This is a genomic window from Phenylobacterium haematophilum (assembly GCF_014196295.1).
GTDB classification, from domain to species: domain Bacteria; phylum Pseudomonadota; class Alphaproteobacteria; order Caulobacterales; family Caulobacteraceae; genus Phenylobacterium; species Phenylobacterium haematophilum.
On the sequence record NZ_JACIDK010000002.1, the window covers coordinates 302,995 to 324,309 of the forward strand.

The following is a 21,315-nucleotide window of genomic DNA, read 5'->3' on the forward strand; positions in this document are numbered from 1 at the left end:
ATCGGTCGCAACCCTCAACCTGACGCCGGGACTCCGTCCGAACTCCGTTCGGCCGGGATCATGCCCTTTCCAAAGGGATTCGACGTTATTCAAGACGAAAGAACATCAATGGCTGACGATCTTAGCCTGAACCCCTCGCGTGACGATTTCGCCGCGCTGCTCGACGCCTCGATGGGCGGCCGTGACTTCATGGAAGGCACCGTCGTCAAGGGCGCCGTGGTCGGCATCGAAAAGGACTTCGCGATCATCGACGTCGGTCTGAAGACCGAGGGCCGCGTGTCCGTGAAGGAATTCGGCCTGGGTGAAGACGGCAAGCCGACCCTGAAGGTGGGCGACACCGTCGAGGTCTTCCTGGAGCGCGTCGAGAACGCCATGGGCGAAGCGGTCATCAGCCGCGACAAGGCCCGCCGCGAAGAAGCCTGGACCCGTCTGGAAGGCGTCTACGAGAAGAACGAACCGGTCATGGGTTCGATCGTGGGCCGCGTGAAGGGCGGCTTCACCGTCGACCTGGGCGGCGCCTCGGCGTTCCTGCCGGGTTCGCAAGTCGACATCCGCCCGGTGCGCGACGTCGGCCCGCTCATGGGCAAGGAACAGCCCTTCGCCATCCTCAAGATGGACCGTCCGCGCGGCAACATCGTCGTCTCGCGTCGCGCCATCCTGGAAGAAGCCCGCGCCGAACAGCGCACGGAGCTGGTCAGCCAGCTGCAAGAGGGCGAAGTCCGCGAAGGCGTGGTCAAGAACATCACCGACTACGGTGCGTTCGTTGACCTGGGCGGCATCGACGGCCTGCTGCACGTCACCGACATGAGCTGGAAGCGCGTGAACCACCCGAGCCAGGTGCTCGCGGTCGGCGACACCGTGAAGGTCCAGATCGTGAAGATCAATCCGGACACCCAGCGCATCAGCCTCGGCATGAAGCAGCTGCAGTCCGACCCGTGGGACGGCGTGGAAGCCAAGTACCCGGTGGGCGCGAAGTTCACCGGCCGGATCACCAACATCACCGACTACGGCGCTTTCGTGGAGCTGGAGCCGGGCGTCGAAGGTCTGGTCCACGTCTCGGAAATGTCCTGGACCAAGAAGAACGTCCACCCGGGCAAGATCGTCTCGACCTCGCAAGAAGTCGACGTGGTCGTGCTGGACGTCGATCCGTCGAAGCGCCGCGTTTCGCTGGGCCTGAAGCAGGCCATGGCGAACCCGTGGGACGCCTTCGTGGCCGCTCACCCGATCGGTTCGACCGTCGAGGGCGAAGTCAAGAACGCCACCGAGTTCGGCCTGTTCATCGGCCTGGACAACGACATCGACGGCATGGTGCACCTCAGCGACCTCGACTGGTCGGTGCCGGGTGAAGAAGCGATCGCCAAGTACAACAAGGGCGACGTGGTCAAGGCCCGCGTTCTCGACGTCGACGTCGAGAAGGAACGCATCTCGCTGGGCATCAAGCAACTGGCCGGCGACCCGATGGAAGGCGACACCTACCGTCGCGGCCAGACCGTCACCGTGACCGTCACCGAGATCACCACCGGTGGTATCGAAGTGAAGTTCGGCGACGACGAAGCCCCGATGACCGCCTTCATCCGCAAGTCGGACCTGTCGCGCGACCGCGCCGACCAACGTCCGGAGCGCTTCGCCGTGGGCGACCGCGTCGACGCTCAAGTGACCCAGATCGACAAGGCCGCTCGCCGCGTGTCGCTGTCGATCAAGGCGCTCGAGATGATGGAAGAAAAGGAAGCCATCGAGCAGTTCGGCTCGTCGGACTCCGGCGCTTCGCTCGGCGACATCCTCGGCGCGGCCCTTCGCGAGAAGGCCGGCAAGGAATAAGCCTCAAGGCCGCATAGCGGTTTGAAGCTGACGGCGGATCGGGCGACCGATCCGCCGTTTTCTTTTTGGGGCTGGGGGATCGGGAAACCGATCGCCGTTTTCGTTTGGTGGGCCAGGGATCGGACAGCCGGTCTCTCGTTTTCTTTTGCGGACATGCCGGTATCGTGCGCGGGCCGGAGCCTGTCGGGCTCGTATCGCCTGGAGGCCCGTGCTTGCTGTTCCGTCTCGCCCTGGCGGCGTCGCTCGCCATGCCGTTCGCCGCCGTCTCGACCCTTGCGCACGCGGCTGACCGGCCGAGCTTCGGGCCACCCGCCGCGTGGGTGGCGGTGGCCGAGATTCCGCAGGCCCCGCCGCAGGACGGCGCGGCCGCGGTGCAGGTGGTGCTGGACGACAACCAGACGCGGTTTTCGCCGGACGGCGACGCCTACTACAACCGGCGCGTCTACCGGGTGACGCGCCCCGAAGGCTTGGCCAACTTCCAGTCGCGCAACGTGACCTGGGATCCGTCGGTCGAGCAGGTGGCGTGGCACACGCTGCGGATCGTCCGTGACGGCAAGACCATCGACCTGCTGAAGGGCGGCGAGGATCTGCTGGTGTTGCGACGCGAGACCAATCTCGAGCGGGCGATGCTTGACGGACGGATGACCGCCAGCCGCCAGATCGAAGGCTTGCAGGTCGGCGACCTGGTCGACATGGCCTGGACGACCACCCGCCGTGACCCGATCGTCGAAGGCCGCTCCTACGACTATGAGCGCATGCAGTTCCCGGGGGCGGCGGGGCGTTACCGGGTGCGCGTATCGTGGCCTGAGGGCCGCTCGGTGCGTTGGCGGGGGACCGAGGGCTTCGGCGAACCGACCCTGACCAGCAAGGACGGGTGGACGACGCTGGAACGCGACCAGGCCCTGGCCACGGCGCCAAAGCCGCCGCTCGGCGCACCGCTGCGTTTCCAGCGGCTGGGCGATCTGGAGGTCTCCAGCTACGGCGCCTGGGCCGACGTTTCGAAGATCATGCACCCGCACTTCGTCAAGGCCGCGACCCTAGGGCCGGAGTCCGAGGCGAAGGTGCAGGCCGCCGCCATCGCCGCCGCGCACAAGATGCCGAAGGACCGCGCCTTCGCCGCGCTCAAGCTGGTGGAGGACCAGACCCGCTACCTGTTCCTGGGCATGGGAGAGGGCGGCTATGTGCCGGCCTCGGCCGAGGAGACCTGGCAGCGGCGGTTCGGCGACTGCAAGGGGAAGACCGTGCTTCTGCTGGCGCTGCTGAAAGAACTGAGCGTCGAGGCTGAACCGGCGCTGGTGTCGCTGGGCGGCGGCGACGGAATGGACGAGCGGCTGCCTTCGCTGTCGGCGTTCAACCACGTGCTGGTGCGAGCCAGCATCGACGGGAAAACCTACTGGCTGGACGGCACCCGCACGGGCGACCGCGGCGGGATCGACGCTTTGCCGGCGCCCGGCTGGCGCTGGGCGCTGCCGCTTCGCGCTGACGGCGCCGAGTTGGAACGGGTGGTCGAGACCGCCCCGACCCAGCCGCAAATCGTGTCGGTGATCCACCTCGACGCGTCCAAGGGACTGTCGGAGGCCGCGCCGGCGCGGGTCGAACTTCGGATGCACGGCGATGCGGCGGCCGGCTTCCGGCAGGTCGCCGCGCGGGCGCCCAGGGAGGATCTGGAGCGCACGTTCCGGCAAGCGTTCTCCTCGACCTACAGCTGGATCGAGCTGGACAGGGTGATCTGGGAAAGCCGACCGGACGACAACAGCTTCTCGCTGGTGATGACCGGCAAGGCCGAGGTCGAGTGGCGCGAGAACCCGGATCTCGGGGTGCGGGAGTTCAAGTTGCCTGGCGCTGGCGGCGGCGTGGCCGCCTACCCGCGGCGCGAGCCGGGTCCGAACCGCGAGGCGCCCTATGCGGTCGCCTACCCGACTTTCCGCGAGTCGGTGACCGAGGTCGTGCTGCCGGGCGGCGGGCGCGGCTTCACGATCCGCGGGCCCAACGCAGACCAGTCCATCGGCGGCTACGAGGTCAAGCAGTCCTCCGTGATCGACGGACAGGTGGCGCGGTTCTCGACCCAGGTTCGTTCGCTGACGCCTGAGATTCCGGCCAGCGAAATCGAGACGGCGAATCGCGGCCTGCGGGCCCTGGCGGCTCAGGAATACTTCGTGCGGGCGCCCAAATGACGTGGCGTGACACTTTCCTCACGTCACCTGACGGTTGAAAAACCGGCGAACGGGCGTGGCGCAGGGGGCTTCAACCTTCTTTGCGCCTTGAACATCCAATCGGACTCGACCATGGTCCCGCTCGCTTCCAGCGATTTCTTGCGAGGCGCGCCGTCTGGCGAAATTGTTGCTCCTAGTTGAAAGCCTATGAGCCGTCTCCCCACGGCTCGGGGACCCGGAAATAGGCATGATCAAGTCGGAACTTATCGCCCGCTTGTCGGAGGAAAACCCGCACCTGACCCAACGCGACGTCGAGCGCGTGGTCGGGGTGATCCTTGAGCGGATGATCCAAGCCTTGGAATCGGACGGCCGCGTCGAACTGCGCGGCTTCGGTGCGCTTTCGGTGCGCTCGCGCGACGCCCGCGCGGGTCGCAACCCGCGCACCGGCGAATCCGTCGACGTGCGCGCCAAGCACGTGCCGTTCTTCAAGAGCGGCAAGGAACTGCGCGAACGGCTCAACGCCGACTAGTCGCCTCACAGAGGTTTGCAGTTGACCGTAGGGAAGCGCTCAGTCGATCCTGAGCCTTCTTTTTCGGCGGCAACGGTGATCCATGGGTATTTTCTCTGAATTCCGCGAGTTCATCGCGCGCGGCAATGTCATCGACCTTGCGGTCGGCGTGATCATCGGCGCGTCGTTCAACAAGATCGTCGAAAGCCTCGTCACCCAGGTGGTCATGCCGCCGATCGGCCTGCTGACCGGCGGGCTGGACTTCTCGAAGCTGCAGTGGGTGCTCAAGCCGGACGATCCGGCCACCGCCGCCAACGAACTGGTGGCCATCCAGTACGGCGCCTTCATCAACACCCTGATCCAGTTCCTGATCGTCGCCTGGGTGATCTTTCTGCTGGTCAAGGGCGTGAACACGCTGCGTCGCAAGCAGGAGGAAGCTCCCGCCGCCCCGACCCCGAGCGAAGCGCTGCTGACCGAAATCCGCGACCTTCTGAAGACCAAGTCCTGATCCGGCTTGGCTTGGCGCGCCGGCGGGTCTAACTGCGGCCCATGACCGTGCGCGCCAAGATCTGCGGACTTTCGACGCCTGAGACCGTGCGCGCGGCCGCCGACGGCGGGGCCAGCCACATCGGCCTCAACTTCTTTCCCAAGAGCCCACGCTATGTCGAGCTGGAGCCAGCGGCGATCCTGGCCCGGCCGGCGCGGGCGCGCGGCGTGAAGATCGTCGCGGTGACGGTCGATCCGGACGACATGTTCCTGGACCGGCTGATGGCGACGCTGCAGCCCGACCTGATCCAGCTGCATGGCAAGGAGACGCCGGCCCGCGCGCACCAGGTCGCCGAGCGCACCGGCGTCGGGGTCGTCAAGGCGCTGTCGGTGTCAGAGGCCTCGGACATCGCGGCCGCGGCCGCGTTCGAGCCGATCGTCGATCACCTGATGTTCGACGCCAAGCCGCCGAAGGACTCCGAGCTGCCCGGCGGCACCGGGGCGCGCTTCGATTGGACGATCATGGCCGGTCGACGTTTCCAGCGGCCCTGGCTGCTGGCCGGCGGGCTCGACCCCTGGAACGTAGCTGAGGCGATCAAGCTGTCGGGCGCGCCGCTTGTGGACGTTTCTTCTGGCGTGGAACGCGGTCCCGGATTAAAGGACCCGGTTCTAATCTCGGCGTTTCTAGACGCCGTCCGCCGCGCTTGAAGTTGCAGATTCCTGTGAACGCCCCAGCGAAACCAAACGACTACACCGCCTATCCCGACGCATCCGGCCGTTTCGGCGACTATGGCGGGCGTTATGTCCCCGAGACGCTGATGCCGCTGGTCCACGATCTGGACGCGGCTTACACGGCGGCCAAGAACGATCCGGCCTTCCAGGCAGAGCTGCGCAGCTTCCTGACCCACTATGTGGGCCGCCCGAGCCCCCTCTATTTCGCCGAGCGCCTGACGCGCCACTACGGTGGGGCGAAGATATATCTGAAGCGCGAGGAGCTGAACCACACCGGCTCGCACAAGATCAACAACTGCATGGGCCAGATTCTGCTGGCCATGCGGATGGGCAAGACCCGGATCATCGCCGAGACCGGCGCCGGCCAGCATGGCGTGGCGACCGCCACCGTCTGTGCGCGCTTCGGCCTGCCGTGCGTAGTCTATATGGGCGCGGTCGACGTGGAGCGGCAGAAGCCGAACGTCTTCCGGATGAACCTGCTGGGCGCGCGGGTCGAGGCGGTGACCGCCGGCTCGGCGACCCTAAAGGACGCCATGAATGAGGCCCTGCGCGACTGGGTCACGAATGTTCACGACACCTATTATCTGATCGGCACGGCGGCGGGCATGCACCCCTATCCGGCCATGGTCCGCGACTTCCAGGCCGTGATCGGCAATGAAGTGAAGCAGCAGATCCTGGAGCTGGAAGGCCGGCTGCCCGATGCGGTCGTCGCCTGCGTGGGCGGCGGCTCGAACGCCATCGGCCTTTTCCATCCGTTCCTGAACGACGAAGACGTGCTGCTCATCGGCGTCGAAGCGGCGGGCGACGGCATGGACACCGGCCGTCACGCCGCGGCGATCAACGGCGGCCGTCCCGGCGTCCTGCACGGAAACATGACCTACCTGCTGCAGGACCAAGAAGGCCAGATCACCGAGGCGCACTCGATCTCGGCCGGCCTCGACTATCCGGGCATCGGGCCGGAGCACTCGTGGCTGCACGACGTCGGCCGGGCGAAGTACCTGACCTGCACCGACCAGGAGGCGCTGGACGCCTTCAAGCTGCTGGCCGAACTGGAAGGCATCCTGCCGGCGATCGAGTCTTCTCACGCTCTGGCCCGCCTGCCGGAGATCTGCAAGCAGGTGGGCAAGGACGGGATCGTGGTGCTGAACCTGTCCGGGCGCGGCGACAAGGACGTGCAGACCGTCGCCGACCACCTGGGTCGCCAGATTTGACGGCCTCCATGGATCGGCTGAGGTTCGCGCTGCAGATCGTCGTCGCCGTGGCCCTGCTGCTGGGCGCGGCCTGGGCGACCGGCGTCGTCAAAGTGAACGTCGAGCTCGACCCGACCCCCACGGTGCACAGGGCGCCCCAATGACGAAATCCCGTATCGAAGCCCGCTTCGCCCAACTGAAGGCGGAGAACCGGGCGGCGTTCGTCGCCTATGTGATGGCCGGCGATCCCGACTACGCGACCGGCCTGGAGATTCTGCAGGGGCTGCCCGGCGCCGGCGCGGACCTCATCGAGGTCGGCTTCCCGTTCTCCGACCCGATGGCAGAGGGGCCCCCGATCCAGCGCGCCGCCCAGCGGGCGCTGGCGAACGGCCAGACCCTTAACAAGACCCTCGAGATGGTGGCCCAGTTCCGGAAGGGCGACCAGACCACGCCGATCATCATGATGGGCTACGCCAATCCGCTGGTGCACCACGGCTACGCGGCCTTCGCGCGCGACGCGGCGGCGGCCGGGGTCGATGGCGTGATCTGCGTCGACATCCCGCCGGAAGAGGCCGATCCGCTGGCCGACGCCCTGGACGCGAACGAGCTGTCGCTGATCCGCCTGGCGACCCCGACCAGCGACGACAAGCGGCTGCCGGTGGTGATTCGCCGGACTTCGGGCTTCGTCTACTATGTCTCCGTCGCCGGGGTGACCGGCGTGAAGGAAGCCGACGCCGCCGCGGTGGCCCCGAACGTCGAGCGCATCCGCGCCGCGTCGGGCCTGCCGGTGGCCGTGGGCTTCGGAATCAAGACGCCCGAGCGTGCGGCCGAGATCGCCCGCGTGGCGGATGCAGCGGTGGTCGGTTCGGCGCTTGTCGAAGAGGTCGCAACAGGCGTGGCAATGAACGAATCTGTGACCGCCCGGGTTCTTTCCAAAGTAGAATCCTTGGCTAAGGCTGTGCGCTCCGCGCGAGTCGAAAGCCTCACGGTGTAGAACCCAATGGCGATGGCTGAACAGCGAAACGACAAACCGGGCAAAGGCCCTCAGGCGCCCCGCGAACGCCGCGGCTGGCTGTCCCGGATCGCGCCCGGCGTGCGCAATCTCGTGGCCAAGCGCGAGACCCCGGAGAACCTCTGGGTCAAGTGCCCCGACACCGGCGAGATGATCTACCGCTCGGACCTGGAGGCGGCCCTGTGGGTCACTCCGTCCGGCCACCACATGCGGATCGGCGCCGAGCAGCGCCTGCGCTACACCTTCGACGACGGCCAGTACGAGAAGCTGGAAGCGCCGAAGGGCGTGGTCGACGACCCGCTGAAGTTCCCCGACACCAAGCCCTACATGGAACGCCTGAAGGCGGCCCGGAAGGCGAGCGGCGCGCAGGACGCGATGAGCTCGGGCGTCGGAACCATCGAGGGCGTGCCCTGCGTCGTCTCGGTGCAGGACTTCAGCTTCATGGGCGGTTCGCTCAGCGTCGGCGTCGGCGAGGCCTTCATCAAGGCCGCGCAGGAAGCCGTGAAGCGCGGCGTGCCCTATGTGATCTTCACCGCCGCCGGCGGCGCGCGCATGCAGGAGGGCACGCTGGCCCTGATGCAGATGGCCCGCACCACCCTGGCGCTCAACGAGGTCAAGGCCGCCGGCCTGCCCTACATCGTGGTGCTGACCGACCCGACCACGGGCGGGGTCTCGGCCTCGTACGCGATGCTCGGCGACATCCACCTGGCCGAGCCGAACGCCATGGTCGCCTTCGCCGGCCGCCGGGTGATCGAGCAGACCATCCGCGAGACGCTGCCGCCGGGTTTCCAGCGCGCCGAATTCCTGGTCGAACGCGGCCAGATCGACCGCGTGGTGACCCGCGCCGAGATGCGGCCCGTGCTGGGTTCGCTGCTCAAGACCCTGATGATGGGGCGCGACCGTTCGAAAGCCGCCTAAGGTTTCTCACGCAATTGCCTGAGCCCCGCTCGTTCCTCCCCTGCCAAGCGGGGGAGGGGGACCACGCGCAGCGTGGTGGAGGGGGCAAGCCCCATCCTCAGCATCCGCCGCTCGCCCCCTCCACCGCTTCGCGGTCCCCCTCCCGCACAGCTGGCGGAGGAAAAGGTCAGGACCCCGCTCATGTATGATCCCATCCGTGCTTCGGACGAGGCGATCCTGCGGCTGCGGGCGCACCATCCCTCGCTGATCGACCTGACGACCGGCCGCGTCGAGCGGCTGCTGGCGGCGCTGGGCCATCCGGAGCGCAGGCTGCCGCCGGTGATCCATGTCGCGGGCACCAACGGCAAGGGCTCGACCGTCTCCTACCTGCGGGCGATCGCCGAGGCGGCCGGCCTGAAGGTCCATGTCATCACCTCGCCGCACCTGGTGCGGTTCGCCGAGCGGATCCGAGTGGCGGGCGAGCTGATCAGCGACGCGCGGATGAGCGAGCTGATCGACAAGCTCGAGACGGCCAACGCCGGGGAGCCGATCAGCTTCTTCGAGATCACCACCGTGCTCGCGATCCAGGCCTTCGCCGAGACGCCGGCCGACCTCTGCATCGTCGAGGTGGGGCTGGGCGGTCGGTTCGACGCCACCAACATTTTCGACGCCCCCGCCGTCAGCGTCATCACCCCGGTCGACTACGATCACCTGGAGATGCTGGGGCCGGAGCTTTCCAAGATTGCCTGGGAGAAGGCCGGGATCATCAAACGCGGCCGCCCGGTCGTGGTCGCCCGGCAGATGGAGGAGGGCGAGGCCGTCATCCTGGAGGAGGCCGAGAAGCTGGACGCGCCGGTCACCCTCATGGGCCGCGATTTCGACGCCTGGGAAGAGCGCGGCCGGCTGCTCGTGCAGATGCCCGACCAGCTCTACGACCTGCCGGCGCCCAGCCTGTTCGGCGGCTACCAGTTCGCCAACGCCGGCCTGGCCGTGGCCGCGGCGCTGGCGCTGGGCGATCCGCGCATCGACGAGGCGGCGCTGGCCAAGGGCGTCTCCAGCGCCGTCTGGCCGGCCAGATTCCAGCGGCTGACCAAAGGGCCGATGGCGCATCTGGCCGCCGAGCGTGGTTCTGACCTGTGGCTGGACGGCGGGCACAATCCTCACGCCGGCCGGGCCCTGGCCGAGGCGGCCGGGCGGCTGACGGCGCGCGATCCGCGGCCGCTGGTGCTGGTCGCCGCGATGTTCGCCCGCAAGGACGCCCTGGGCTTCTTCCAGCCCTTTGCCGATCTCAAGCCGACCGTGTTCGCCACCACCTTCGATTCGCCCAATGCGGCGCCGGCCGACGAACTGGCCGCCGCCGCCGCCCAGGCCGGCCTGGCGGTGGAGGAGGTCGCCGACGTGACGGAAGGCGTGCGCCGCGCCCTGGCCATGCCGGGACCTGCGCCGCACATCCTGATCTGCGGCGGACTGCACTTCGCCGGCGAGGTGCTGGCCATGAGCCCCGAGACCTGGCCGACATGATCCCCTGGGTTCACCTGGGAACCGCAGTCGTGCCGGGCGACGGCGGCGAACTGCGGCTCATGCAGCGCGGGACCGAGTTTTCGATCATGTCGGGGGCCATCGAACTGATGAGCAGCCGACTCAGCGGATCGGAGAAGGCCCTGGCCACCCTGCCCTGCGAGCGCCTCAAGGCTCGGCCAAGGCCGCACTTCCTGATCGGCGGCTTCGGCATGGGCTTTACCCTGCGCGCTGCCCTGGAGAACCTGGGCCCGTCGGCGCAGGTCACGGTCGGCGAACTGGTGCCCGAGATCATCGACTGGGCGCGCGGACCGATGGCCCATATGTCGGGCGAATGCCTGAAGGATCCGCGCGTGACGATCGCGCTAGGAGACGTGGGCGACCTGATCCGCGCGGGCCGCGAGAGCTACGACGCCATCCTGCTGGATGTCGACAATGGGCCGGAGGGTCTGAGCCGGGCGGAGAACGACAGGCTGTACAGCGACAGCGGCCTGGCCGCGGCGCGTCGCGCCCTTCGGCCGGGCGGAATCCTGGCCGTCTGGTCGTCAGCCCGCGACGAGCGCTTCACCAAGCGTCTGCGCAAGGCGGGCTACGATGTAGAGGAAGTAGGGGTGCGCGCCACGGGTGGCAAGCGCGGCGCGCGGCACGTCATCTGGATGGCGACGGCGCCCGCGAAAGGCTGACGCAGCCGGAAGGCCCGGCTGCGCCGCGTAAGCTTAGATGCCGGCCTCGTTAAGCCACTCGACGATCTTCTGCTTGGGCATGGCGCCGACCTTCATCGAGGCCATCTGGCCGCCCTTGAACAGCATCATCGTCGGGATGCCGCGTACGCCGTAGCGCGAGGGAGTGGTCGGGCTGTCTTCGATGTTCAGCTTGGCCACGGTGACCTGCTCGCCGAGCTCGGCGGCGATCTGCTCCAGGGCCGGAGCGATTTGCTTACAGGGGCCGCACCACTCGGCCCAAAAGTCCACCAGCACAGGCTTGGAAGCCTGCAGGACGTCCTTGTCGAAGGATTCGTCCGTGACCGTCACGGTGCTCATGAAAAGCTCCTTATAGCCCAGCCGGAAGAACGCGTGGCTGCGGCTCTCGATCCGCCGATGTAGGCGGGCATGGCTCTGGTATCAACCTTCACGATGGAGGTCGGCAAGGGTCTGCCGCCACAGGTTTTCTGGAACCGCCATCAGCTTCGGACCATCGGTCCAGACCAGAGCCGCCTCGATGCGCCGGCCTTCGAAGATGTCCTCCAACACCGCGGCGTAGATCGCCATCTGCCGCAGATAGGCGTGATCGGCGTCCTCAATGCGTTCGGGCGAGGGGCGGTTGGTCTTGAAATCCGCCACCAGGACACGGTCTTGCAGCACCACCAGTCGGTCGATGCGGCCGGAAATCGCCAGGCCTGGCGGCAGGCCGCGCGCGGTTCCGGCGACCGAGACTTCAGCGCGGCTGCCGGGGCCGAACACCTCGGCGAAACGGGCGTCGGTCAGCACGCCCAGGGCCGCGGCGGTCATCTCGGCTCGCTGCTCAGGCGACAGATCAAGTTCGCGCGAGAGGATGCGCGCGGCGGCGGACTCGCGCTCCGCGGGCGGGAGATCGGGCAAGATCTGCAGCAGGCGGTGAATGAGGTCTCCGCGCCGGAAGCGGCCGAGACCATCGCTGCGGATCAATGGCGAGGTGGCGGGCGTGGCCACGTCCTCGCCCAGTTGGGACGGAGAGGCGTAGCGGGCGAAGGCCTCGGCCGGCGGGGCGATCTGCGCCCAGGTCGGCAGCGGCGCGGTCGTTTCGGCCTGGGCCTGGGCGCGGCCCAGAGCGACCGGATCGGGGCCGAAGCGCACGAACTCGCGGCCGCCGCCGACGATGGTGCGCTTCTCGCCGCCGACATCGGCATGGTCGAAGGCGGCGACGGCCGCACCCCACCAGCCCTTGATGTTCTCTTCCTTGGCGGTGGCCGAGACCCGGCCGCACAGCACCAGCCGGTCGCGGGCGCGGGTCAGGGCGACGTAGAGCAGGCGCGCGGCCTCTTCCTCGTCCTTGCGGGCGCGCCATTCGCGGGCCTCCAGCGACGCGGCGCAGTCGGTCCCCTTGGACGTGCTCCAGAGGAAGCCGCCTTCCTGGGTCCGCATCAGCGGCGAGCCGCGCGCGGTGCGGCCTAGCGTGGTTTCCGGCAGGAAGACGATCGGCGCCTCCAGGCCCTTGGCGCCGTGGGCGGTCATCACCCGCACCTCGTCGCGTCCCGCCTCCATCTCGCGTTTAACGGTGATGTCGAGGCTGGCGAGGGCGGCGGCCAGGCTTTCGAGGTCCTCGACCCCGCGGCCCTCGGCGGCCAAGACTTGGGCGAGGAATTCGTCGAGGGCGTCCTCGGCCTCGGCGCCCAGGCGTTCCATCAGTCGCCGGCGCATCGAGCGGCCGTCGGCATCCCGCAGAGCCAGCAGCCGCGAGTAGAACTCGAAGGGCCGTGCGGCGCGGTTGGCGCCCAGCCATTCGACCAGGTCGGCCGCCGCGCCCCACGCTGATGTCTCCTCTCGCCGCCGGCGCAGCAGCGCGGCCAGGTTCTCGCGGCCGCGGCCGTGCGCCAGGGCATAGAGGCTGTCGTCGGAGAGGTCGCAGAACGGGCTGCGCAGCAGGGCGGCCAGGGTCAGTTCGTCGGCCGGGAACTGGGCGAAGCGCGCGAGGGCCAGCAGGTCGTCGAAGACGATGTGCTCGCTGAGCGCCAGCCGGTCGGCGCCGGCCACGGGGATCTTGCGGTGCTTGAGCGCGCGCAGGATCTCCTCGAACAGCGCCCTGCGGCGGCGGACCAGGATCAGCACGTCGCCGGCGGTGGCCGGGCGGGGCTGGCGGCTGTCCTTGTCGAGCACGGCGTCCCCGCGCTCGATCAGGGCGGCGATCTCACCGGCGATCTTCTCGGCCAGGCGTTTGTTGGCGCTGGCCTGGCCTTCTTCGTCGAGCGGCGCGTCCCAGGCGTCGCGGACGTCGCCCTTCTCCTCGCGCTCCAGCGGCCAGAGGTCTACGCAGCCGGCGTCCGAGCGCACCGCCCGATGGACGATGGCCTCGGCTTCGACGCGGGGCAGGATGGCGGCGGCCAGCTCCGGCGGGGAGAAGGCGGCGTCGACGAAACGCAGCACCTGGGGCGTCGAGCGCCAGGAGGTCAGCAGGTCGACGCGCTCGAAGCGGTAGCCGGCGCCGGTGGCGCGCTCGCGGTGGAATTCGAACTCCTGGATCAGCAGCTCGGGCCGCGCGCCCTGGAAGGAGTAGATCGACTGCTTCTCGTCGCCGACGACGAACATGTTGCGGTCGAGCAGGCGTTCGGTGGGCTGGCCGGAGCCGGAGAAGAACTCCTCGGTCAGGGCGCGGACGATCTCCCACTGCTCGGGAGCGGTGTCCTGGGCTTCGTCAACGAGGACATGATCAACCCCGCCGTCGAGCTTGTAGAGCACCCAGGCCGCCATGGGCCGCGAGGCGACGAGATCGCGTGTTTTTTCAATGAGATCGGTGAAGTCCAGCGCGCCGGAGGCGGCCTTCTCGATGGCGTAGGCGGCGAGGTAGGCGCTGGCCAGGATCAGCGCGCCGTGGGTGTCTTGGGCGACCCGGGCTGCGCGGCGGCGTTCGCGGGCGACCTCCAGGCGGTCTTGTTCGGCGAGCAGGAAGAAGCGCAGATCCTCGCGGACCTTGAGATCACCGGTTGTCGCTACCCACGCTGTCGGCTTGCCCGTCCCCTTATCCGTAAACAGCGCTGCAAGGCAGGCATCCAACCCGGCTTCGGGTTGGAGTGCTGCGAGCAGCAGGTTCGCATCCTTCCGACGAGCAACGCCGCCCTGGGCCAGCACCTCGACGCAGTCGCGCCAGGCCGAGCGGTTCATCTGCCCCATGGCCTGGGACTCGACCTCGTCGGGATCGGTCGGAGCGTCGAAGCCGCAGACTTGCCAGACGTCCGCGACAGCGCCTTCCAGGCCGCCGTGACGGTCGAAATAGGCGCCGAGCGCGCCGCGCTGGCTTTCGAAGCTGGCGAACATGCCCTGGAAGCTCTGGAAGTCGAGGGCGACCGAAAAGCGGGCATAGGCCTGGGCGACGGCGCCCTCGCCGCGCAGGGCGTGACGGGCGACGGCCTTTCGCGCGGCGTCGGCGACGGCGGCGCTCGCGCTGTCGTCCATGACCCGGAAGCCGGGCGAGACGCCGGCCTCCAGTGGGAAGCGCCGCAGCAGCTTTTCGCAGAAGGCGTGGATGGTCTGTATCTTCAGCCCGCCCGGCGTCTCCAGGGCGCTGGCGAACAGGGCGCGGGCCTTGGAGAGGCTGCGCGCGTCGTAGGCCTGGGGCGCGCGGCCTTCGAGCTTGGCCAGTTCGGCGCGGAGGCTGTCGTCGTCATAGACCGACCACCCGCCCAGCAGATGGTAGAGCCGGCGCTGCATCTCGGCGGCGGCGGCCTTGGTGTAGGTCACGCAGAGGATGGTCTCGGGCTTCGCGCCCGCGAGCAGCAGGCGGGCCACCCGGTCGATCAGGGTCTTGGTCTTGCCCGATCCGGCGTTGGCGGTGACGAAGGCCGAGATGGCGGGATCGGCGGCCAGTCGCTGCGGGTCGCCGTCGGTGATGATCGCGTTCACTCGCCGTCCTCCTCGCCGCTGGTCGACCACTCGAAGACGCGGGCCAGATGATCGTAGTCGCTCATGTGGAGCTTCACGAACTGCGGGGCTACGCGCGAGGCGTAGGGGCGGCCGCGGTCGAACTGGTCGATCAGCTTGGCCAGGCCCTCCAGGGCGCGGGCCGCGGCGTCTGCGCTTTCCTCGCCGGCGGCGGCGCGGACCTCCTCGCGGCCGGCGGGCTTGCGGCCAGTGACCTCCAGATAGGTCAGCTCGCCGGGCTCGGCGCGGCCGATGTCGGGGAAGCCGCCGCCGGCCAGGATGGCGGCGGTGAGGGTGAGCTGCGGCGAGAAGCCGGTCTCGACGACCTTCTTCGACGGCGCCTTGCCGGTCTTGTAGTCGAGGATGTGACCGTAGCCGTGAGCGTCGAGCTCTATGCGGTCAGCCTTGGCGGTGACGGTGAACGGACCGGCCAGGGCCTGGATCGTGCGCTCGCCGGCCTTTTCGACGTGGATGGCGCGGCCGTCGGCGCGCCGGCGGGCTTCGAGGTCGGCGACCCAGAGCGCGGCTTCGCGCGCCAGGGCGGCCTCGCGCGCCAGAGCTTCATGCGGCATGCCGGCGGCCTCGAGCTCGGCGACGTACATCGCCTCGAAGATCGCGGCGGCGTCGGGCGGAAGCTCGCGCGGATAGTCGGTGGCGAACCGTTCGAAGGCGGCGTGGATGGCGGTGCCGCGGGCGCGCGCCTCGACCGCCTCGTCAGGGCGGTCGAGGGGGAAGAGCTTGAGGATGTCGCGGGCCCAGACGCCGTAGGGATCGCGAGTCAGGGCCTCGATGCGGGTGACCGCCATCTTGCGGGGGCGGTCCTCGATCGGCGGCGAGGGGGCCGGGCGTTTCGCCGGCTCGTATTTCTGAGCGGCGTCGAGGGCGCGGGCCCAGTCGAGGACGTCGGCACGGCCGGGCAGCAGGACGCCGGCGCCGCGGGCCAGGGTTTCCAGCCGCCACAGCCAGCGTGACTTCACGGCGGGCGCGCCCTCGCGGCGCTCGGAATGCAGCAGGATCACTTCGGGCGCGCAGGCGGCCTGGGCGAAGTCGTGGGCGGCGAGACCGACGCGGCGCTCGGGCGGCGGCAGGCCCAGGCGCTCACGCATCGGCCGCGAGAGGAACGGGTCGAGCGGCGCGCCCTGCGGCCACACGCCTTCCTCAAGGCCGGCGACCACCAGGCGGTCAGCGCGGGTCAGGCGCGCCTCGATGGCGCCGAGGATGCGCAGGCGCGGATGGGTCGAGCCGCCGGTTCGTACGCTTTCGCCGGCCATCAGCCGCGAGAGCAGGTCGGCGAAGCCGCGCGCGGTGACATGCGGCAGGCCCTCGGACTCGTCGATCAGCCCGGCCAGCAGTCGCGCGAGCGCCTCGCCGCCGTGGTCGGCCCAGAGCTGGCCGGTGTCGCCGAGCGGATCGGCGGCGAGGGCTTCGAGCGTTTCGGTCAGCCGGCGCGCGGCGTCGGCCGGCGACTGGTCGGGCGCATCGATCAGCAGGCGGGCGAGCGCGGCTTGCAGCGTGCGGGCGAGGGCCAGCGCAATCTCGGAGTTGCCGAGCCGCGCCTCCAGCGCCGGCCAAGTCGTGGAGCGCGGGCCGCGCAGCCCCTCGCGCTCCAGCGCCGCGCGGGCCTCGATCAGATATTCGGGATCAAGGCCGAGGCGGACTAGCGGATGCTTGAGGATCGCCAACAGCGTGATCGGATCGAGCGGGTCGAGGGCGGCCTTGGCGACCAGGCCGGCCAGCACGCCGCCGGGACAGCCCGACAGCGAGAGGCCGGCCGAGGAGTCGGCGGCCACGCCCCAGCGGGCCAGCTTGGCGGCGACGCGGCGGGCCAGGGCCTGGTCCGGGGCGACGAGGGCGGCGGTGCGGCCCGGTGTCTCGAGCGCCTCGCGCAGCAGCAGGGCGGCCGCGGTGGCGGCCTCCTCCTCGGCGCGGGCGGTGACGACGGAGAGGCCTGACAGACCTTCGACGATAGCGTCGACGCCTTCCTTGTCGCCCTCGCGGCGCAAGCTCTCGATCACCGACAGCCAGTCGGCGGTGCGCTCGGCCGGGCGCAGGGCCTCGTTGATGACCCGGCGGCGCCAGCGGCCGCGGGCGTCGAGGGTGAAGGAGGCCGGCCACTCCATGACGTCGCGGCGCCCGACCCCGGCCCGGTGCAGCAGACGGCGCATGGCGCCCTGCGGATGCTGTTCGCCGACCTCGACCCAAGCGCTTTCGGCCAGGCTGTCGTCGAGGCCGGGCAGGACCACCGCGCCCTGCGGCGCGGCGGCGACCACGGCCAGCAGGTCGGCGGTGGCCGGAGCGGTGCCGGTGGAGCCGGCGGCGATCAGCACGCCCTGCGGCGGGCGTTCGGTCCAGGCCTGCGCCAGCTTGCGCAGCAGCGCCACGCGGCGCTGGGAGACGTCGACCAGGCCGAGTTCGGCCAGGCGCGCGGGCCAGGCGACCTGGGCCATCTCCAGGAACTCCCGGCTGATGCGCCAGTGTTCGGCGAGGTCGGCGCCCACGAGTTCGGCAAGGCCGTCGCCGCGCACCTCCTCGATCTGCAGGCTGTCGAGGAAGCCGCCAAGCGCGTCGGCCAGTTCCAGGGCGGCGGAGGCGTCGAGTTCGCGGCCCAGCTGCTTCTCGTGCGCCTTGACCAGCCGGGTCAGCTCGAAGCGGCGGCGCAGCGAGCCGATGGCCGCCGGCAGCTCGACGGCGAGGTCGCCGGGCTCGAACGGCGGTTCGCCCTCGTCGAGGTCGCCGAGCGGGCGGATCTGCGGCGGCAGCACCGCCTTTCCGCCGGCCGCGGCGATGAAGGCGTCGGCCAGGGCCCGCGCGCCGCGCCGGGTCGGGGTGAGAATGATCGCCTGGGAGAGCGCGTCAGGGCCGAGCGGCGTCAGGGCGTCGTAGAGCCCGGCGGCCAGATCCTGCACGAAGGGCCGGTGGGCGGGGATGTTGAACCAGCGGGGACCTGGGCGGGTGAAGAGGGTCATGGGGAGTTCGAACCCCAGATGTCATCCCGGCTGGAGCGAAGCGGAAGGCCGGGACCCATTCGCACCGAAGAGGCCAAGTGGGGCTTAGACCGCGCAGCGTCCTGCACGATCAGGTGTTCATGGGTCCCGGTCTTCGGCTTACAGCCGAAACCGGGATGACAGTCGCTGTTGACGACGACCGTCACCTTAGCTTGGCCTCGGTCGCCTCCCGGGCGGCGGGGTCTCCGACGTGCATCCAGAAGCCGTCCATCACCGCGCCATGGAGGCGGCCCTGTTCGGAGAGGCGCCACCAGACCGGCACGATCGAGAAGGCGCCGTCGGGCTCGCCGTCGAGGATCTGCGGCTTGAGGATCTGGAAGCCGACATTGGCGTAGGGCGTCGGCGGCTCGGGCTTGGCCGAGTGGGTCAGGCGGCCGGCCTCGTCCATGAAGAAGCCCTGCGGCCCCTCGAAACCGATGCCGTGGCCGCGGCGCACCAGCAGCAGGCAGAGGTCCATGGCCTCCGGATTCCAGGTCGCCTTGAGCGTTTCCAGGGCCGGCGTCTCGCCCTCGATCCATAGCGAGTCGATATTGGCGATCAGGATCGGATCGTCGCCCAGCAGGTGGCGGGCGTGCTTGATGCCGCCGCCGGAGTCGAGCAGGGCGGCGCGCTCGTCCGAGATCAGAATCTCGATGTCGCGGCGGCCGGCGAGGTGGGCTTCCATCTGGTCGGCGAAGTGGTGGACGTTGACCACCGCGCGTTCGATCCCGGCGGCGACCAGCCGGTCGAGGACGTGGTCGATCAGCGCCTTACCGGCGACGGTCACCAGCGCCTTGGGCCGATCGTCGGTCAGCGGCCGCATCCGGGTGCCGAGCCCCGCGGCCAGGACCATGGCGGTCTTGATCGGGGTCATCGGCGGGCCTCGGCCGGTACGTGGCGGTCGAACCAGGCCTTGAGGCCGGCCATCGACGGGTCGGTGAGGTTGCGTTCGAGGTAGCGCCAGGTGCGGGGCATGAAGGCCTCGTACTGCTGGCGTCCGAGCAGGGCCTGGCGGGCGAAGACGCGGCCGAGGATGCGCGCGGCGTTGGAGGCGGCGAGCGCGCGGTAGTCGTGGATGAAGGTCTCGCGGTCCAGCCCCGGACGGGCGGTCAGGAAGCGGTCCAGCATGGCGGCTTCCAGTTCCGGCGAGACGTCGCGGCGCGCGTCCTGCAGCAGGTGGGTGAGGTCCCAGGCCGGATGGGCGCGCAGGGCGTCCTGGAAGTCGAGCAGCCCGACGCGGGCCGCGCCGGCGCGCTGCGGCAGCCAGAGCAGGTTCTGGGCGTGGTAGTCGCGGTGGGTGAAGACGCTGGCGCCGGCCGCGCCGCGGTCGAACACCGGGGCCCAGAGGGCGCCCCACTCGGCGACCGCCTCGGTCGAGAAGGCCGGGGTCTTCGCGAACTGCGGCCACCATTCGAGGAAGGTGTCGGTCCCGACCTCCAGCGCCAGGGCGTCGTAGGTCAGCAACGGCCAGGACGCGCCCTCGGCGACGAGCAGGTCGGGCGGGGCGGTTTCCTGAAGCCGGATCTGGACGTCGACGGCGGCCTCGTAGAGCGGGGTCTCGGCCTCGCCGTCCGCGATCAGGGTGGCGAACAGGCCGTCGCCGAGGTCTTCAAGCACCGCCAGCCCGGCCTCGACATCGTGGGCGAGGATCTGCGGAGCCGACAGGCCGTGGTCGCGCAGCCAGGCGGCGGTGGTGACGAAGGCGGCGACCGAGCCCGCGGCCAGGCGGGCGGCGGCGTTGTAGCCCATGGCCAAGCGTTCGGCCTCGGTCGCCCCGGGCGGGCAGACCGCGCTCTCGGCGGCCGGCGGCTGGTCCATGAAGATCACGGTCGAGCCGTCGGTCCGGTGCAGGCGCTCATAGGCGCGCGTCGAGGCGTCGCCGGCCAGCAGTTCGCGGCGGGCGTCCGCCAGACCGGCGGCCTTCAGGAACTCGGCCTTGCGGCCGTCACGATCGGAATTCAAGCCCACGTCCTTCCCAGGCGCCCGCCGGCGTCAGCCGCGCGCGCCGCGCCTCCCCGCCGTCCGGCGACTCATCGATGACGATCTCTACATCAAGTCGGTCGGGCGGAAGATGGCCCTCCAGGCGCTCGGGCCATTCGATCACCGCCGCGCCGTCCTCGAGCGCTTCGTCCAGGCCGATCTCATAGGCCTCGTCGGCCGAGGTGAGGCGGTAGAGATCGAAGTGCGCGACCTTGAGCCGCGCGCCTTCGTAGAACTGCACGATGGTGAAGGTCGGGCTGGGCACGTCTTCGGTCGGCGTAGTCAGGGCGCGGACCAGGGCGCGGGCCAGGGTCGACTTGCCCGCCCCCAGCGGTCCGGTCAGGCAGATGGCTTCGCCGGGCTTGAGCTCCGCGGCGATGGCGGCGCCCAGCCGCCCGGTGGCGGCCTCGTTGTCGAGACGGAAGTCGCCTTCGGCCGGAGTGATCATGCGAACGGCCTTTCGGGGTGCTGCGGCAGGGTGCGGACATAGGCCTTCAGCGCCTCGGTCGCGGCCACGGCGTCGGGATCGAGCGCGTCGGGCGCCACCGGCGGTCCGAGGATCAAGGAGAACTCCTGCCCGCGCTTGTTCAGCAGCTCGTGGAAGAGAGTGATGTCGCGCAGCTCGTTCGAGAACCGGTTGAAGAAGTGGAACAGGGTCGAGGACGGGCCGTCGAGGTGCATGGGAATCACCGGCGCCTGGTACTTGCGGGCGAGCGAAATGGCGCTGGGCATCCATTCGGGATCGCTGAGCACGCCGTCGCGACCCCGCCGCGCCAGGCGGCCAGCCGGGAAGATCATCAGGGCGCGCTCGGCCTCCATCGCCTCGCGGGTCAGCTGCAGGGTGAGGCGGGTGCGCTCGCGGGTGCGCTTTTCCTCGACCCACTCGACCGGGATCAGCACCTCGTCGAAGTGCGGGGCGACGCGGTGGGCGTCGGAGTTGGCGTAGAAGCAGATGTCGGGGCGCACGGCCTTGAGCGCGTCGTACACCGCGACGCCGTCGGCGATACCGGTCGGGTGGTTGCAGATGAAGATCGCGCGGCCCTTGGGCGGGACATGCTCCAGGCCGCGGGCCGAGACCTTCACGCTGAGCAGGTCGGAGACATGGTCGAGCGCGGCTCGGCCGGGCATCGGGGCGATGGCGTCGGCCATGGCCCGAGCCTTGCGGTAGTCGAGGATCCTGTAGAGCGCGGGGCGGAGCAGCGGCCACAGGGGGCCGCCCGACAGCCGCGGCGCCCGTTCGGCGATCAGGGTGTCGACGATATGGTCGTGGTAGGCGCTGCGCGCGGGCAGGGCGGTCGCGGTGGGCGAAAGGCTCGTCATCGGACGCGCAGAATGCGACGGCCCGCCGCGCCGGAGCAAGCGGAGGGCGAAAAACACCGGCGGGCTCACGTTGGGTGAAGTCTACCCAGGCCCCTACGGAGGGCATA

General features: G+C 69.7%; 18 protein-coding genes. 11 read left to right on the forward strand and 7 right to left on the reverse strand.

Annotated features, from left to right (window positions below; all coding sequences use genetic code 11):
- Positions 1–108 precede the first annotated feature (108 nt).
- The 11 genes from rpsA to GGQ61_RS07405 all read left to right on the forward strand — a co-directional run bounded on the left by rpsA (position 109) and on the right by GGQ61_RS07405 (position 10,997).
- Entirely contained in the window at positions 109–1,818 is a 1,710-nt protein-coding gene (gene rpsA / locus GGQ61_RS07360; RefSeq protein WP_183771140.1) for a 30S ribosomal protein S1, read from the forward strand.
- A gap of 212 nt (positions 1,819–2,030) precedes the next feature.
- On the forward strand, positions 2,031–3,992 hold the full coding sequence (locus GGQ61_RS07365; protein ID WP_246370585.1) for a DUF3857 domain-containing protein: 1,962 nt from the start codon (positions 2,031–2,033) through the stop codon (positions 3,990–3,992).
- Between the two features lie 226 nt (positions 3,993–4,218).
- Complete coding sequence (locus GGQ61_RS07370) at positions 4,219–4,500, forward strand: integration host factor subunit beta (RefSeq protein WP_183771142.1); 282 nt, start codon at positions 4,219–4,221, stop codon at positions 4,498–4,500.
- Between the two features lie 82 nt (positions 4,501–4,582).
- Entirely contained in the window at positions 4,583–4,987 is a 405-nt protein-coding gene (gene mscL / locus GGQ61_RS07375) for a large-conductance mechanosensitive channel protein MscL (protein ID WP_183771144.1), read from the forward strand.
- Between the two features lie 41 nt (positions 4,988–5,028).
- Positions 5,029–5,673, forward strand: coding sequence for a phosphoribosylanthranilate isomerase (locus GGQ61_RS07380; RefSeq protein WP_183771146.1), 645 nt, complete (start codon positions 5,029–5,031; stop codon positions 5,671–5,673).
- Positions 5,674–5,687: 14 nt separating this feature from the next.
- On the forward strand, positions 5,688–6,908 hold the full coding sequence (trpB, locus tag GGQ61_RS07385) for a tryptophan synthase subunit beta (RefSeq protein WP_183771148.1): 1,221 nt from the start codon (positions 5,688–5,690) through the stop codon (positions 6,906–6,908).
- Positions 6,909–6,916: 8 nt separating this feature from the next.
- Entirely contained in the window at positions 6,917–7,051 is a 135-nt protein-coding gene (locus GGQ61_RS22450; protein ID WP_281372644.1) for a hypothetical protein, read from the forward strand.
- Positions 7,048–7,881 (forward strand): tryptophan synthase subunit alpha, encoded by an 834-nt coding sequence (gene trpA, locus GGQ61_RS07390; protein WP_183771150.1) that lies wholly within the window; start codon positions 7,048–7,050, stop codon positions 7,879–7,881. Before GGQ61_RS22450 ends, trpA begins: the two co-directional genes overlap by 4 nt.
- A gap of 6 nt (positions 7,882–7,887) precedes the next feature.
- On the forward strand, positions 7,888–8,817 hold the full coding sequence (gene accD / locus GGQ61_RS07395) for an acetyl-CoA carboxylase, carboxyltransferase subunit beta (RefSeq protein ID WP_183771152.1): 930 nt from the start codon (positions 7,888–7,890) through the stop codon (positions 8,815–8,817).
- A 180-nt stretch (positions 8,818–8,997) separates the two neighbouring features.
- Positions 8,998–10,317: a bifunctional folylpolyglutamate synthase/dihydrofolate synthase gene (locus tag GGQ61_RS07400; protein WP_183771154.1), complete on the forward strand. Its 1,320-nt coding sequence runs from the start codon at positions 8,998–9,000 to the stop codon at positions 10,315–10,317.
- Positions 10,314–10,997 (forward strand): spermidine synthase, encoded by a 684-nt coding sequence (locus tag GGQ61_RS07405; RefSeq protein WP_183771156.1) that lies wholly within the window; start codon positions 10,314–10,316, stop codon positions 10,995–10,997. The genes GGQ61_RS07400 and GGQ61_RS07405 overlap by 4 nt, the downstream gene beginning before the upstream one ends.
- A gap of 33 nt (positions 10,998–11,030) precedes the next feature.
- Here GGQ61_RS07405 and trxA read toward each other — a convergent pair whose 3' ends face one another.
- From trxA to GGQ61_RS07440, 7 genes are all read right to left on the reverse strand, one after another.
- On the reverse strand, positions 11,031–11,354 hold the full coding sequence (gene trxA, locus GGQ61_RS07410; RefSeq protein WP_183771157.1) for a thioredoxin: 324 nt from the start codon (positions 11,352–11,354) through the stop codon (positions 11,031–11,033).
- Between the two features lie 81 nt (positions 11,355–11,435).
- Positions 11,436–14,906 (reverse strand): double-strand break repair helicase AddA, encoded by a 3,471-nt coding sequence (gene addA, locus GGQ61_RS07415; RefSeq protein WP_343056073.1) that lies wholly within the window; start codon positions 14,904–14,906, stop codon positions 11,436–11,438.
- Positions 14,903–17,890, reverse strand: coding sequence for a double-strand break repair protein AddB (gene addB / locus GGQ61_RS07420; protein ID WP_183771159.1), 2,988 nt, complete (start codon positions 17,888–17,890; stop codon positions 14,903–14,905). The genes addA and addB overlap by 4 nt, the downstream gene beginning before the upstream one ends.
- A gap of 181 nt (positions 17,891–18,071) precedes the next feature.
- Positions 18,072–18,782 (reverse strand): nucleotidyltransferase family protein, encoded by a 711-nt coding sequence (locus GGQ61_RS07425; protein WP_183771161.1) that lies wholly within the window; start codon positions 18,780–18,782, stop codon positions 18,072–18,074.
- Positions 18,779–19,870 carry an N-acetylmuramate/N-acetylglucosamine kinase AmgK gene (amgK, locus tag GGQ61_RS07430; protein WP_183771163.1) on the reverse strand — a complete coding sequence of 364 codons (1,092 nt, stop codon included), beginning with the start codon at positions 19,868–19,870 and terminating at the stop codon, positions 18,779–18,781. The genes GGQ61_RS07425 and amgK overlap by 4 nt, the downstream gene beginning before the upstream one ends.
- Positions 19,854–20,336 (reverse strand): tRNA (adenosine(37)-N6)-threonylcarbamoyltransferase complex ATPase subunit type 1 TsaE, encoded by a 483-nt coding sequence (gene tsaE / locus GGQ61_RS07435; RefSeq protein ID WP_183771165.1) that lies wholly within the window; start codon positions 20,334–20,336, stop codon positions 19,854–19,856. Before tsaE ends, amgK begins: the two co-directional genes overlap by 17 nt.
- The gene (locus tag GGQ61_RS07440; protein ID WP_183771167.1) at positions 20,333–21,208 is read right to left on the reverse strand and encodes a GNAT family N-acetyltransferase; all 876 of its coding nucleotides are present in this window, start codon (positions 21,206–21,208) and stop codon (positions 20,333–20,335) included. The genes tsaE and GGQ61_RS07440 overlap by 4 nt, the downstream gene beginning before the upstream one ends.
- Positions 21,209–21,315 lie beyond the last annotated feature (107 nt).